Origin of the sequence: Prevotella sp. oral taxon 317 str. F0108 (genome assembly GCF_000162415.1) — a bacterium.
GTDB lineage: Bacteria > Bacteroidota > Bacteroidia > Bacteroidales > Bacteroidaceae > Prevotella > Prevotella conceptionensis.
In genome coordinates this window covers 598,984-613,841 of sequence record NZ_GG740072.1, presented here as the reverse complement: position 1 = coordinate 613,841, position 14,858 = coordinate 598,984, and the positions used below count along the sequence as shown (strand labels likewise).

General features: G+C 46.1%; 9 protein-coding genes. 4 read left to right on the top strand and 5 right to left on the bottom strand.

Annotated elements, in window-relative coordinates:
* The first annotated feature begins 131 nt into the window (after window positions 1–131).
* The 3 genes from HMPREF0670_RS02190 (at window position 132) to HMPREF0670_RS17415 (ending at window position 5,160) form a co-directional block, all read left to right on the top strand.
* A complete protein-coding gene (locus HMPREF0670_RS02190) occupies window positions 132–2,672 on the top strand; it encodes an endonuclease MutS2 (RefSeq protein WP_009229527.1) in 2,541 nt (846 codons plus the stop codon).
* A gap of 510 nt (window positions 2,673–3,182) precedes the next feature.
* Window positions 3,183–3,650 carry a hypothetical protein gene (locus HMPREF0670_RS02180; RefSeq protein ID WP_009229526.1) on the top strand — a complete coding sequence of 156 codons (468 nt, stop codon included), beginning with the start codon at window positions 3,183–3,185 and terminating at the stop codon, window positions 3,648–3,650.
* A 1,378-nt stretch (window positions 3,651–5,028) separates the two neighbouring features.
* A complete protein-coding gene (locus HMPREF0670_RS17415) occupies window positions 5,029–5,160 on the top strand; it encodes a hypothetical protein (protein WP_255346254.1) in 132 nt (43 codons plus the stop codon).
* Between the two features lie 380 nt (window positions 5,161–5,540).
* Here HMPREF0670_RS17415 and HMPREF0670_RS02175 read toward each other — a convergent pair whose 3' ends face one another.
* The 5 genes from HMPREF0670_RS02175 to HMPREF0670_RS02155 all read right to left on the bottom strand — a co-directional run bounded on the left by HMPREF0670_RS02175 (window position 5,541) and on the right by HMPREF0670_RS02155 (window position 14,112).
* Entirely contained in the window at window positions 5,541–7,472 is a 1,932-nt protein-coding gene (locus tag HMPREF0670_RS02175; protein WP_009229525.1) for an ATP-dependent DNA helicase RecQ, read from the bottom strand.
* A 6-nt stretch (window positions 7,473–7,478) separates the two neighbouring features.
* Window positions 7,479–9,227, bottom strand: a complete 1,749-nt coding sequence (gene recJ, locus HMPREF0670_RS02170; RefSeq protein WP_009229524.1) for a single-stranded-DNA-specific exonuclease RecJ — start codon at window positions 9,225–9,227, stop codon at window positions 7,479–7,481.
* 149 nt (window positions 9,228–9,376) lie between these two features.
* The gene (locus HMPREF0670_RS02165; RefSeq protein WP_009229523.1) at window positions 9,377–10,888 is read right to left on the bottom strand and encodes a DUF5687 family protein; all 1,512 of its coding nucleotides are present in this window, start codon (window positions 10,886–10,888) and stop codon (window positions 9,377–9,379) included.
* 42 nt (window positions 10,889–10,930) lie between these two features.
* Entirely contained in the window at window positions 10,931–11,542 is a 612-nt protein-coding gene (locus HMPREF0670_RS02160; protein WP_009229522.1) for a LolA-like putative outer membrane lipoprotein chaperone, read from the bottom strand.
* An 86-nt stretch (window positions 11,543–11,628) separates the two neighbouring features.
* Entirely contained in the window at window positions 11,629–14,112 is a 2,484-nt protein-coding gene (locus HMPREF0670_RS02155; RefSeq protein ID WP_009229521.1) for an FtsK/SpoIIIE family DNA translocase, read from the bottom strand.
* Between the two features lie 112 nt (window positions 14,113–14,224).
* Here HMPREF0670_RS02155 and HMPREF0670_RS02150 point away from each other — a divergent pair, with 112 nt between their 5' ends.
* Window positions 14,225–14,848, top strand: a complete 624-nt coding sequence (locus HMPREF0670_RS02150; RefSeq protein WP_044077611.1) for a 3'-5' exonuclease — start codon at window positions 14,225–14,227, stop codon at window positions 14,846–14,848.
* Window positions 14,849–14,858: the final 10 nt, after the last annotated feature.

Sequence of the window (14,858 nt, the reverse complement as noted above, 5' to 3'; positions counted from 1 at the left end):
GGTGAAATGCGACAAAAAATCCATAACGACGCTATGCTAAACCTGAGTCCTCACAACATCCCACCTAACTTTAAAGCAGTATTTTCTTCCTTTGGTTTTGCCAATTCGATAATGTGAAGTAATTTTGCAGTATGATTTATCCGAATAATTTTGAGCAGAAAATTGGCTTTAACGAGGTTAGAACCTTATTAAAAGGAAAATGTCTGTCTACACTTGGCACCACCAAGGTAGACGATATGACCATGAGCCACAATGCCGACGAGATACAAACATGGCTTACGCAAACGCGCGAGTTCAGGCTTTTGCAAACCCAAGCCGAAGATTTCCCCCTTCAATACTTCTTCGACCTGCGCCCCACCCTTTCGCGCCTGCGCATCGAAGGGACACATCTCGATGAGCAAGAACTCTTCGACCTGCTACGTTCGCTCGACACCATCCACCAAGTAGTGCGGTTTCTCAACCGTACCACCGAGGGCCAAGTGGCTATCGAGGGTCAAAACGCGCGCTTTCCCTATCCTTCACTCCAACTGCTAACCGTAGATGTGGCCACCTTTCCCGACATTGTGCGCCGCATTACGCAGATTGTAGACAAGTTTGGAAAGATAAAAGACAGTGCATCGCCCGAACTGGCGCGCATCAGGCGCGAGCTGGCGCAAACCGAAGGAAGTGTTTCGCGTATCCTCAACTCTATCCTCCGCAATGCTCAACAAGAGGGATTGGTAGAGAAAGACGTTACGCCTGCCATACGCGAGGGGCGACTTGTGATACCCGTTTTGCCTGGAATGAAACGCAAAATCGGCGGTATCGTCCACGATGAGTCGGCCTCTGGGCGTACGGTATACATCGAACCGACCGAAGTTGTGGAGGCAAACAACAAGATAAGAGAATTAGAGGCAGACGAAAAAAAGGAGATTGTACGCATATTAAAAGAGGTGTCCAACGACATTAGGCCACACATCGCCCCCATGACGGCCTCTTATCAGCTATTGGCGCACATCGACTTTATACGTGCCAAGGCAGAGTTGGCCCGAACCTTCAAGGCCATCGAACCGCAGATAAGCAACAAACCGCTCATCGATTGGGGGCAAGCCGTACATCCGCTATTAAGGCTTTCGTTAGAGAAACAGGGCAAAAGGGTTGTACCTCTTGATGTTACACTCACTCCACAAAAGCACATACTCATCATTTCTGGCCCCAATGCAGGTGGCAAGTCCGTGTGCCTTAAAACCGTAGGTCTGCTCCAATACATGGTTCAATGTGGCTTATCCGTACCCCTGGGCGACACTTCGCGGGTGGGCGTGTTCCAAAACGTGATGATAGACATTGGCGACGAGCAAAGTATCGAAAACGATCTCAGCACCTATTCGTCGCATCTGCTCAACATGAAGATGATGATGAGGCATGCCAACGATAAGACCCTCATCCTCATCGATGAGTTCGGAACGGGCACCGAACCGCTCATCGGTGGTGCCATAGCCGAGTCTGTGCTTACCCAGTTTTGTAACAAGGGTGCGTTTGGCGTCATCACCACCCACTATCAAAACCTAAAACATTTTGCAGATACGCACGATGGCGTGGCCAATGGAGCCATGCTCTATGATAGAAAGGAGATGCAGGCCCTCTTTATGCTGTCTATCGGACAGCCAGGAAGTTCGTTTGCCATTGAGATTGCACGCAAAATAGGATTGCCCGAAGAGGTAATACAAGATGCATCGCGCATTGTGGGCGAAGATTATATACAGAGCGACAAGTACTTGCAAGACATTGTGCGCGACAAACGCTATTGGGAAAACAAGCGAGCCACCATACACAAGCAGGAAAAAGAATTGCAGGCTGCTATCGAACGTTATGAAAAAGACATCGAGGAGATTGGAAAAACAAGGAAAGATGTACTGAAACGGGCGAAAGAACAGGCCGAAGAACTGCTCCGCGAAAGCAACAAACGTATAGAAACAACCATTCGTGAGATTAAGGAGGCACAAGCCGAAAAGGAACGCACTAAACGTATTCGCGAAGAACTGAGCGAGTTCCGCACCTCTGTTGAACAAGTTGATGCGGCTGCCAACGACGAATTTATCGCCAAGAAGATTGAACAGATAAAGCGTAGAAAGGAAAGGCACGAGAAACATATTAAGGAAAAGGCCGAGAAACAGAAGAAAGCTGCCGAGCAAATAAGGGAGGCTGTAAGCAAGAAACAATCGCCCACGGGCGAGATTAAGCCTGGCGATGCAGTAAAGATGAAAGGCCTTTCAACCGTTGGACGTGTAGAATCGCTCGACAATAACGGCATGGCCTTGGTGGTGTTCGGGGGTATGCGCTCTAAAATGGATGTCAAACGACTTGAATTGGCCACCCCCGCGGAGAAAGAGCAAGCCCAACAATACACCATGAGTAAAGGAACGCGGCAAACCATCGACGAACGTAAGAGCCACTTTCACCAAGACCTCGACATCAGGGGCGAACGTGGCGACGATGCACTTAATGCCGTGATGCACTTCATCGACGATGCCATTCTTGTGGGCATGCCCCGTGTGCGCATCCTCCACGGAAAAGGAAACGGCATTCTTCGCCAACTTATCCGACAGTACCTAGCCACCGTACCCAACGTAACATCATTTAAAGACGAGCATGTGCAGTTCGGCGGTGCAGGCATTACGGTGGTCGACCTATAAGTTGAATGTTCTCATCGCGCATAAACGCCCAAGGCTACGTTTACTTGAACATGGCTGTGGCAGTAAACATATCTTTCGCGAAACAAGAAAAGAGTTGGCTGAAATCACACCATAATCATATTATGGCCATTGATAAAAATAAAATGAATGCCTGCATCAAGCAGCAATTGCAAAGGACGCCTTATATATAAAAGGTGTCCTTTTCTTTCAACCCCCTTTTAAAGTAAACATATAATGCGGTGACTTTCCATTTCTACTACAATCAGAAGACGTTCATCCATAGTTCTCGTTTAAATTGAACAATAAATAGGACAAAGCGAAGAAGATTGAAGATTATTGTAAAATAAAGTTGCTTTTATGATGAAGATGTAAAATTAAATCACTAATTTTGCAGCGTAAGTTGTGGCGGATTTCCAGACAAATCACCATGGGGATTGGCGCAGAACTCCTCTACAATATCATGATTCAACATTAACATTAATACACCATGGAAAAACTAAAAAAACATTTATGAAAACAACATTTTCTAAAACATCCAAGCTCATTGCATTGACAATGATGCTCCTCGCTTCGTTTACTGTTTTCACCGCTTGCGGCAGTGATGACGACGATGAATCTAACACTGTAAAAATTGATGGTCAAGAAACTAAGGTGGTCAGCATGACTGCCCAAGAAACTGATGAAGATGCAATCATTGTATTGGGAATAGAATCAATAGAGAAGAATGAAAGACCGTTAGAAACGCTTAACTTATCGCTCTCCACCAAGGATTATGGTAAAACTGTTCATTGCGAATCTAGTGGTATTACTAGTTCTCTTTTCGATAATACGGCTAAGTTAGATAGAGGAAGTCAATTTACGGTAAGTAAGAACGAAGATGGCGTTTACAAAATAACGTTCCAGTTAGCGCAAACTTTGGGAAAAAAGACAAGGACCGTAGCAGGAAAGTACGAAGGAAAGCCCAACACAGCCAAATAATTCAAGGAAAGCAGCTTAATATGCAGCGTTAGACAACTATTTGTAACATATTCATAAGTGGTGGTGTTAGCTAGGGCAGTGATTTAAATCCTGCGCAAGCTACATCACCACGAATTAAGGCCGTGTCCCTCCCCACTATATTATAGGGCCTGGAACACGGCCTTTTGGACTTATTTTGCAACTTAGTGGGTAAAACATGCCCTTTTGAAAGGTCAATAGACAAACCAATGCGCACTTTTAACTACCACTCACTAAAGCTCCGTAAGTGCAGAACCACAAGCATATATTAATGAAAGTCTGAAACAAAAAGGTTCTTAGATTGGCATAACTAACTGAAACATGAGTATCTTTATGTATTGAAGTCGTCTTGGTTTCTAATGTTTTATAAATTGAGAAAAGTTTGCCGTCTTTGTGATGCCAACACAAGATAAACACTCCTAATCATATACGATGTGCAGGACAAATCAACCATCGGCATGTCAACTCTCAGACTTATCAACTCACAAACTTGTCAATTCAAGAAATCATCAACTCAAGAAATCATCAACTCAAAAACTTATCAACTCAAAAACTCATCAGCTCATCAACGTACAAACTCATATCAACTCACAAACTCACCAAATCACCAACTTATAAATTCATATCAACTCATGAACTCACAAACTCACCCAACCATCAACTCAATAAGTCACCTACTCATCAACTCAAAAACTTAAATTCTTATCTTTAATTTTACAAAACCTTTCTATTTTTCACTCCGTTCTAGCGAAAATATAGGCTATAAAGTTGGTAAAAAGCCGCCTTTTATAGTCTTTTACGCCTTTTCCATTGTCTATTTTTGAGAACAAAAGCTGCATTTTGCACCATTTAGCCTTTCTAGAATGGTTGCCATCTCGTAATTTTTCAACCCCAATAACCTGCTTTTAGCACCTAAAAACCTACTTTTTAACGACTATTTCACCCTTTTCAGCCACGTGTTTCATGGTTCGAAAGGGTTATATTTATACCTTTGCCGTGTATGTTTATGCTTTTTGCCTTGCGTTAAGCACCATTTTGCACTGCATTTAGCACCATTTTGCCTTGCGTTTTGCAGCAAAACCACTGCATTTAGCACCATTTTACCTCGCATTTAGCATCAAAACGCACTGCATTTTGCGGCATATTGCAGTGCATTTTGCTGCAAATAGCCCAAAATCTAGTACAAAGGGTGGTTCATTGGAATAAATATCCAGTTTGTTAGCATTCACATAACAACACTTTTTGCATCAAAACCAACCTTCGCGAGAATCGATTTTTTGCGGTAAGGTGAGCGATTGGTGAGCAGAAAGGGCACTCACAATGTTAAATATCTTATTAAAAACTAGACAAAAAAAAGATAATGCTGTATACACGCGCATGGGCCAGCACTGAAAACGCGTATGTTTACTATCAGCCTGCGCAAACGGTTGCAGGGCATGCTGCACAAGTTGACAAGCTGACGGGTAAACAAGTAGACAAGTTGACAAGCTGACGGGTTAACAAGTAGACAAGTTGACAAGTAGACGAGTTGACAAGTAGACGAGTTGACAAGTAGACGAGTTGACGAGTGGACAAGTGGAAGAGTGGACAAGTGGAAGAGTGGACATGTTGACAAGTAGACGAGTTAACGAACTAATGTTGACTTAAAACTATAACTCGCAATGTGATGAACTTATAACTTTATAAACTCATAAACTTATAAGTCCTTAACCTCACAAACTCATAGCCTCACAAGACTCATAACCTCACAAACTCATAACCTCACAAAACTCACAACTCACAAAACTCACACAACTCACAAAACTCACAAAACTCACAACCTCACAAAACTCACAACCTCACAAAACTCATAACCTCACAAAACTCATAACCTCACTCTAAAATATAAAGGAAACTACCATCAAGGCGTACTTCCTCTTCGTGAATGAGGTATTCGAGTGCCACATCTAAGCCCTTTTGGGGTAAGTTTAGCTTGTGAAGTTCGGTTATGTGGTGTCGTTCGCCATCTTTCAACAAATTTAGTATGGCGTTACGAGCCGTGGTTGTTTGTTCGTTGCTAGGTTCGGGCGAGGCATGTTCCAAACAAACATCGCATTGTTGGCAGTCTTTGTGTCGCTCTTCGCCAAAGTATATAAGTAGTTGGCGACTTCGGCAAACATCGCCATTTGTGGCGTAAGCCTGCATGGCATTGATGCGAGCAACATATTGCGCCTTGCGTTCTTCGTATATTTCCTTGCTTAGCACAACCCGTTCGCCGTCTACCCTATCGCGCAGATAGGTAATAAAAGGCGTTTTGCGTTGCGGAATAAAGTTGATGATGTTGCGTTGGGCTAGATTTTTAAGTATCACATACACTTGGTGAGTAGTCAGTTCTGCCTCTTGGGCCAATAAACTTTCATCAATATAAACGTAATTGCTGAACAGTCCGCCGTAGTTTCTTAGCAAGGCAGTAATCACAGCCTCTTCAAACGCACTCCCTTCGTCTAAGCGATACAAGTCGTTACGTCCCAGTTTAAACATCACTCTTGCCCTTGCTTCTGGGTCCATTTCGTAATGTATGTAGCCTGCCCGCTCCAAAATCTGCAATGCCGAATGCGTTTGCACGGGGAAATGCTTAAACGTTCGGCAAAACCTGTCTATCTCGAATACGAACGAATAGCCTGCACCGCTGGCCACACCTATTTGATAATAGTAGGCTAAATCCTCGTACACCTCTTTTATATACTCTTTTTCGGGAAAGGTTTCAGCCACGCGCTTGTTCAGTTTCCTGCGGTCGCTATTGTTCCATAGCAACACGGCATAAGCCTTTTTGCCGTCGCGCCCTGCCCTACCCGCCTCTTGAAAGTAGGCCTCAATAGAGTCTGGGCAATCCATATGCACCACTAGGCGCACATCGGGCTTGTCTATGCCCATGCCAAAGGCATTAGTGGCCACCATCACTCGCACCTCGTTTTGCTGCCAGCTGTTCTGTCGTTGGTTCTTTACAGCAGGTTCTAGGCCTGCATGATAGAAGGTTGCAGAGATGTTTGCCGAGGAAATGTGGGAGGCGATGTCGCTGGCGTGCTTGCGACTGCGCACATAAACGATGGCCGAACCAGCCACGGCGTTGAGAATATGTATCAGTTCGGTGTGCTTGTCCATCGTGTCGCGGACGATGTAGGCCAAATTTGAACGTTCGAAACTCATTCGGAACACGTTCTTTTGCCTAAAATTCAATCGCTCCTGAATGTCGTCTACCACCTTGGGAGTGGCTGTAGCTGTTAAGGCAAGCACCGCAACATCGGGTTTAAGCTTTCTAACCTCGGCAATGGCCAAGTAAGAAGGGCGGAAATCGTAACCCCATTGGCTGATACAGTGGGCTTCGTCTACCGTGACGAAACTCACTTCCATGTGTTTGAACTTGGTTTTGAAGATGTCCGAAAACAATCGTTCGGGCGACACATAAAGGAGTTTTACACCACCAAAGACGCAATTTTCGAGCGTTGTGATTATCTCGCGCCGGCTCATTCCCGAATAGATGGCGGCCGCCTGTATGCCTTTCTGCCGCAGATGGTCCACTTGGTCTTTCATCAGGGCTATCAAAGGGGTTATCACCACGCAAACACCAGACATCACCAAGGCAGGCACTTGGAAGGTGATAGACTTACCACCGCCCGTGGGCATCAGTCCAAGCGTATCCTTTCCTTGGGCGATACTCTCGATGATGTCTCGCTGAATGCCACGAAAATCGGGGTAGCCCCAATACTCGCGCAACGTTCGTTTAAACGCGTCGTGGGCGGTTTGCGTGCCGTTAGTTTCTTCCATAGGCGGTTAAAGGGCGTTGTGTTCGTCGTTCTCGTCGCTTTCGGTAAGCCTAATATCTTCTATTTGCAGTTGTACGTTGTTGTGTCTAAACACATTGTCTTCGATGGTATAGGCAATATCAAAGCTGCGTTTCGACTTGATATAGCGTGCCGAGGCACTCTGCCCAAAGGCAATGCCGTTTACCACATTGCTCGATTTAGAATCGATAAGTTCGAGTTTGATGTGTTCTTGCTCACGACCCACCACCTTACTTGTGCCATAATCGTAAACATTGTTGGTGCAAAAGCGCGGTTTGAGGTTGCCCGGACCGAAGGGCGAGAACTTTTTTAAGTCGTGGTGCATCTTCTTGGTGATGTCCTTAAAGTCTATAATCTCATCAATGTGCAATATGGCCTCGGTCTGTTCGGGCAGTATATGGTTGTCTACGTATTGGTGAAAACGTTCTACAAAACGCGGAACGTCGTCCCATCTCATGGTCAGTCCTGCGGCATAGGTGTGTCCGCCGAAGTTGATGAGCAAGTCGCGGCAACTCTTAATGGCCGAATAGATGTCGAAACCCATGACGCTGCGAGCCGAACCTGTGGCAAAATCGCCATCGCGAGTGATGACAACGGTGGGCCGGAAGTAAATTTCGGTGAGTCGTGAAGCAACGATTCCAATCACGCCTTTCTTCCAATTCTCATCGTATAGCACGATGCTCGACTGCTTTTTCTGACTTTCCAGGCGTGCAACAATTTGGTTTGCCTCCTCGGTCATTTGCTTGTCGATGTCTTTGCGTTGCTCGTTGTATTCGTTAATGTGCTTGGCACTTTGCAAAGCCACGTTATAATCTTTCTCTACCAGTAGCGACACACTTTCTTTTCCACTTTCCATGCGCCCCGATGCGTTAATGCGCGGGCCTATTTTGAAAACGATGTCGCTCATGGAAATCTCTTTACCCGAAAGTCCACAGATGTCTATGATGGCTTTTAAGCCCAAACTGGGGTTTTGGTTGAGCTGTTTCAGCCCGTGAAAGGCCAATATGCGATTTTCTTCTTCCACCTGAACCAAGTCGGCTGCTATGCTAACGGCGCATAAGTCGAGCATGGGAATGAGTCGCGAGAAGGGAATGCCGTTGTTTTTGGCAAAGGCTTGCATGAACTTAAAGCCCACACCGCAGCCCGAAAGGTGCTTAAAGGGATAATGGTCGTCGGGGCGTTTGGGGTTAAGAATGGCCACTGCTGGCGGCATCTCTTCGTCGGGAACATGGTGGTCGCATATAATGAAGTCGATGCCCAGCGATTTGGCGTAAGCAATTTCTTCGATGGCCTTAATTCCGCAGTCGAGGATGATAACAAGCTTTACGCCCGATTGGTGGGCATAATCAATGCCCTTACGACTAACGCCGTAGCCTTCTTCGTAGCGGTCGGGTATGTAATACTCGATGTTTGAGTAGAATTGTTGAAGGAATTTATACACGAGGGCAACCGATGTGCATCCGTCTACATCGTAGTCGCCATACACCATGATGCGCTCTTTACGTCCCATAGCATCGTTGAGCCTATCTACGGCCACGTCCATGTCTTTCATCAGAAAGGGGTTGATGATGTCGTTGAGCTGCGGACGGAAGAAACGCTTGGCCGCACTTTCGGTTGTTATGCCCCTACGTATGAGCAATTGAGCTAGAATAGTGCTCATATTGAGTTTCTCGCCCAATTCCTTTGCCGCAGATTGCATTTGTGGCGAAAGCGGTTCGTATATCCATTTAAAGTGCATTATCGTGTTGGTTTATTGATTCTTATCCTTAATGGCGGTTCAGTAAACGAACCGCATAATATGCTGTAAAGTTACTAAATATCTATGACATTTGCAGTGGGCTGGCTGAAAACCTTTGGTCCTTTTGCCCTGCAATGCCATGCGCGCTATCATTTGGAAGTCCTAAATCCTTCCAAATTTTCATGCCGCCGTGCCATCATTCGCACATAAACGTTCCTTATCCATAGGCGGTGGGTGGCAATACCGATAAGCCCCACGACACTAAGGCATAAGTAACAGACCGTGGGTGAGCAGAACATGGAAAGCGTACCTACGAATATCACTGGGGTAAGTAGTGCCAAGAGACAAACAAATATGTACAGATAGTTACGTTCCACGTTTCGGCTTGACATGAGCGAGACGTTAAGTTTTTGAGTCCGCTTGTTGTAAACGGCCGATTGGAAGAAGACAAGGAACTGGAAACCTGCCGCAAAAAGAGCGAAACTTAACAACATAAGCAAACTGGCCTTGCCCACAAACACCATAGGCAACATTAGCATAAACGGCACTATAAGCAAGCCACAATACACGTAGTACTTGGCTCGCAAAAGCGAATAGATGCTGTTGGGGTGTACCATAAGCATGTCGATATAGTTGCCTTCCATGCTTAACAGTCGCGACAGGAGTGTAAGGCCGAGGATAACAAAGTTGTACGAACACCAAAAACGCACCATTCCATCGCCATTATAGGCTTGTGTGAAAGTGATGAGAACACTTAAAAGCGCTATCAAGAAAAAGCTATAAATGAATGTTTCGCGCGGAAACTTGTTGCGCGAAATCAATTTCCACTCCAAATGAGCGTATTCGCCAATCTCACCGTGCTGCCTGAGAAAGGCCAATCGGTCTTTTCCGTTGACCTTGGTTGCAGCTTTCTCGCTTGTCAACTCGCGCCAAATGGCATGGAATTGCACTTCTCTGTTCAGCCAAACCACCGCTATGAGTAGGGATAGAACAATGAGTAACGGCCATATTTCGCCTTGCGATAGGGCTATACCTAGGTGTGAATAAATGAAAAGTGACGACGCAAACGAGCCGTTTCCACCAAAAATCATGGGTATTGCCAAAAGGCTATACACGGCTAAAAGCCCCAATATCCATAATAAAGACTGCGAAACGAGGGTTCGAAAAAGCACATACAGCTGGCTGTTAAGCAATATGGCTAAGCCGATGAACGCCAAAAGCAAGATGGTTGCAAACAAACCATAACTGAACACCACCGACATAACGCAATAGGGAACAAACAATACATACCACCATGCGTTGCCTAGATTAAAGAGCGAGGCACCTATAAAGCTTTCGATGCAAACCTTTCGAGGTAACGGCAGCAGTGCATAGCACTTGATTATCTGTGCTGGCGTTTGCTGATAGGTGAAACGTATAAAGAGGTCTACCAACAGGATGATAGGCAAAATGCCCACTATTAGGCCGGCCGCGTTGGTGTCGCGCATGTTGTTAACCTTCAAAGAAAGCAGCACTGCAATAAACAACATATACGCGAAACCCATTATATAGCCTATATAAAATAGGTATTTGGCCGAACGATTGTGCTCGTAGTCCAAGGCGCGGCGCATGGACAACGAACGATGTCTGTATAAAGTGCGGTATAATTGCAGGCGATTCATCGGCATAAACGTTACGAAAGCGAAGGTGTTAATGGGTTTGGCTTACCTCAAATCCACCACTTCGGCACTGGGAAAGTCTTTTGAATTAAAGCTGAAAAGATGGTCGGAGAGGTTTTTATGCAGGAAATTGCTTATCGTTATGGTGGTCCATTCGCCGCCACGTTTCATCTTTACTTGTTTCGGTTTGTACGTAGCATCTACCAAAACATAGAGTTCGGGAATGCCTTTGTTGCCTTTTTCGGCCACAAGATGCACCTGATAGTCGCGCCCCACCTTGTTCATAGACAGGTTGTAGCCGCTCTTATACATATTAATGAAGGTGTAAGGGTTCATGGCTGCCTGCTGACTCTGGTTAGGATTGCTAACATTTACCTCGTTGGTTGAGGGCAGATAACTCCATTGTGTCTTGCCATTGAACCATACTGTGGCCTTCGATGTGCGGGCATAGAACTTGTTTCCCTTGATGGAAATGGTTCCGCTGATGGCTCCCAGTTTGCCATTCGACAGCTTAAAGTTGGCCAATGCCCCACCTTTATTGCCTACAATGGCGGCCGTTTTGTCCAACACTTTACGCGCATCGTTATCCTTTTGTGCCTTTGTGGCATTGAAAACGAACATCGAAAGGCAAATCAATAATAATACTTTCTTCAACATAGCTGTGTTACTTTATATCTATAGCTTAAAGTGATAATTATTTTTCGTTGTGTCAATTGGCACGATATGGCCGGGCAATAAGTGGCTTATCCAGCCCCACGCAGCTTAGCCAACAGGGCGTTAAGCGTGTTTTCGTCGGTGATGAGCACCTCTCGGGGCTTGCTGCCTTGTGCTATGCCCACGACGCCAGCCACCTCCAACTGGTCCATCAGTCGCCCTGCGCGGTTGTATCCAATGGAAAAACGCCTTTGAACCATGCTTGTTGAGCCTTGTTGCGAGATAACGATGGCGCGAGCTGCTTCTTCAAAGTAGGGGTCAAGGCTGTTCATGTCGGCCGTTCCGCCGCCAATGCCCCCCTCTTCGGTGTTTGGTTCGGGCAGTTCCATTGGCTCGACGGGACCGGGTTGGTCTGCAATAAACCTGTTGATGCGCTCAACTTCGGGCGTATCAACAAATGCACACTGCACACGAACAGGCTCGTTGCCGTTAAGGAAAAGCATATCGCCGCGCCCGATGAGCTGATTGGCACCTGGGCGGTCGAGAATGGTACGCGAGTCAATCATTGCGCTCACCTTGAAAGCCATTCTTCCTGGAAAGTTTGCCTTGATGTTACCTGTGATAATGCTTGTTGTTGGGCGTTGGGTTGCTATCACCATGTGTATACCTACGGCACGCGCAAGCTGTGCAATACGTGCTATTGGCAACTCTATTTCTTTGCCGGCAGTCATGATAAGGTCGCCGAACTCGTCGATAATCACCACGATATAGGGCATGTACTCGTGTCCCTTGGTGAGGTTCAGCTTATGATTGACAAACTTTTCATTGTATTCCTTGATGTTACGAGCACCAGCTGCCTTCAACAAGTCGTAGCGCGTGTCCATCAGTTTGCAAAGACTGTTGAGCGTACGAACCACTTTTGTAACGTCCGTTATGATGGGTTCATCATCTTCTTCGGGCACTTTGGCCAAGAAGTGGTTAACGATGGGCGAGTAAATGCTGAACTCAACCTTCTTCGGGTCTATCAAAACAAGCTTTAATTCGTTGGGATGTTTCTTGTAGAGCAAAGAGGTGATGACGGCATTAAGGCCAACCGACTTACCTTGACCCGTTGCACCAGCCACAAGCAAGTGTGGAATCTTGGCCAAGTCTACCATAAATACTTCGTTGGTGATGGTTTTTCCCAAGGCCAAAGGCAAGTCCATCTTTGTTTCTTGGAACTTCTTTGAATTGAGAATGCTTTCCATCGACACGATGTTGGGCTTGTTATTGGGCACCTCTATGCCGATAGTACCCTTGCCGGGGATGGGTGCGATGATACGAATACCCAGTGCTGCAAGGCTCAGAGCAATGTCGTCTTCTAGGTTTCGTATCTTATTGATGCGCACGCCCTCGGCTGGCGTTATCTCGTAGAGCGTAATAGTTGGGCCAACCGTTGCCTTAATCTCCCTTATTTCAACGCCAAAGTCGCGCAATACCTTGATAATTCGGTCGTTGTTGGCCTTCAATTCGGTCATGTCCACATAGGGCTTACTGTCGTTGTCGTAGGCTTTCAGCAAGTTGAGCGTGGGGTATTTGTAAGATAAGAAAGGCTCTAAGGGGTTGATGGGCGTGCTCAACACCTCGGCAGCGGTTAGTTCTCGGCCACTAGCTGTTTCTTCGCCTTGTGGAATCTCCACTTTCAGCTGCGCCGAAGGGTCGCCGTTCGCCTGCTGTTCTTTATGGGAATGTGCACCGCCAAACGGTTTGTCGCCGCCTAATCCCATTGTTCCGTCGGTAAGATCCACAACCGTTGGCAGCCCGTTTTCTTCATCTTTCAGACCTTCATCGTCGTTTGCCTGGCCGTTTTCTTGGCGCGTTTCAACCTCTACTTCCTCGTCCTTGTCGGCAGGGACGGTCCTACTGCCATTGTTGGCAATGGTGAATTTCACCTTGCTAGTGATGTATTTAACGGGATTTATAGCTTTGCGAACAAACGAAACAGTCTCTGCACTAAGGTAAGTTAGAAACGCCAAAGCCACGATGAACAACAAGGCAGTAAGCCCAGGAGGACCTATCATGTTCTCAATATTCTGCACACAAAACAGGCCATGATTGCCACCGGGGTTGAAAGTAAGGCTACCAGTAAGCGGTGTAAGGAACTTAGCGAAGGCCACCGAACACCAAACCATGATAATGGCAAGGTAAAAGAAGGTTTTCCAAAGGTTCACCTTGTAAGCGCGCGTTAGCTTAGCGCCCGCTAAAAGTATGAAGACGGGAATGGCAAAAGCAGCAAAACCGAAGTTGAGCGTTATGAGCGTGTAGGCCAAAATGGCTCCCAACGAACCGCAATAGTTGGAAAATTCCTTGCCTGTATTGAGCCATTCGCCGGGTCGAAGGTCTTCTAATATGCTTTGATCAGCCTTTCCTGTGGTGAAAAAAGAGAACATAGCTAAGCCCACATACACAGCCAAGAGGATGAGTACAATACCTAAAACGAAGTCGGTTCGTTCGTTGCTTATCTTGAATATGCCGCTAAGTGAGAACGTTGAGCTTTTCCTTTTTGGCTTACTCTCTGTCTTTCTTTTTACCATCGTTGCTTTTTTATCTGAAAATCAACTGCAAAATTAGCGTAAAAAACCAAGAAAGGCCTATAAAGTCACAACTTTTTTCTAATTTTGCAACACGTTATAACTCGAAGTGGAAATGAGAAAGATTATATATAACAAATTCGATAAGAAAAGCATTGCACAACTTCCAACCGTCACCTTCCCCGGTAAAACGGTGGTGGTGATGAGCGAAAGCGAGGCAGAAAAGGCAGTGGACTTCCTTCTTAGCCGAGACATCTTGGGCGTAGATACCGAGACGCGCCCCTCGTTTAAGAAGGGGGAGACGCACATGGTGTCGCTCTTGCAGGTGTCAACAAGCGACGTTTGTTTCCTTTTCAGGCTCAACCACATTGGCATAACCCCTGCTATCTTGCGCCTTTTAGAAAATAAGGCGGTGCCGATGGTGGGCTTGTCACTTCACGATGACATGCTCTCCTTGCACAAGCGCGTTGCGTTCACGCCTGGTTTCTTTATCGACTTGCAAGACCTTGTGGGCGAATTGGGCATCGAAGACCTAAGCCTGCAAAAGCTCTACGCCAACCTCTTTCACCAAAAAATAAGCAAAAGGCAACGGCTAACAAATTGGGATTCGGATGTTCTGAACGACAAACAGAAAGCCTATGCCGCACTCGACGCATGGGCTTGCATCAACTTATACAAGGAAATTTTACGCCTAAAACAAAGTGGCGACTACGAATTGGTGATTAACGAGCAAGACTAACGCCAGGTCA

Excerpts from the sequence above, each read along its gene's own strand:
- HMPREF0670_RS02180 (WP_009229526.1), top strand. The coding sequence starts at position 3,183 with ATGAAAACAACATTTTCTAAAACATCCAAGCTCATTGCATTGACAATG.
- HMPREF0670_RS02150 (WP_044077611.1), top strand. The coding sequence starts at position 14,225 with ATGAGAAAGATTATATATAACAAATTCGATAAGAAAAGCATTGCACAA.
- HMPREF0670_RS02155 (WP_009229521.1), bottom strand. The coding sequence starts at position 14,112 with ATGGTAAAAAGAAAGACAGAGAGTAAGCCAAAAAGGAAAAGCTCAACG.
- HMPREF0670_RS17415 (WP_255346254.1), top strand. The coding sequence starts at position 5,029 with ATGCTGTATACACGCGCATGGGCCAGCACTGAAAACGCGTATGTTTAC.
- HMPREF0670_RS02165 (WP_009229523.1), bottom strand. The coding sequence starts at position 10,888 with ATGAATCGCCTGCAATTATACCGCACTTTATACAGACATCGTTCGTTG.
- HMPREF0670_RS02160 (WP_009229522.1), bottom strand. The coding sequence starts at position 11,542 with ATGTTGAAGAAAGTATTATTATTGATTTGCCTTTCGATGTTCGTTTTC.
- HMPREF0670_RS02175 (WP_009229525.1), bottom strand. The coding sequence starts at position 7,472 with ATGGAAGAAACTAACGGCACGCAAACCGCCCACGACGCGTTTAAACGA.
- HMPREF0670_RS02190 (WP_009229527.1), top strand. The coding sequence starts at position 132 with ATGATTTATCCGAATAATTTTGAGCAGAAAATTGGCTTTAACGAGGTT.
- recJ (WP_009229524.1), bottom strand. The coding sequence starts at position 9,227 with ATGCACTTTAAATGGATATACGAACCGCTTTCGCCACAAATGCAATCT.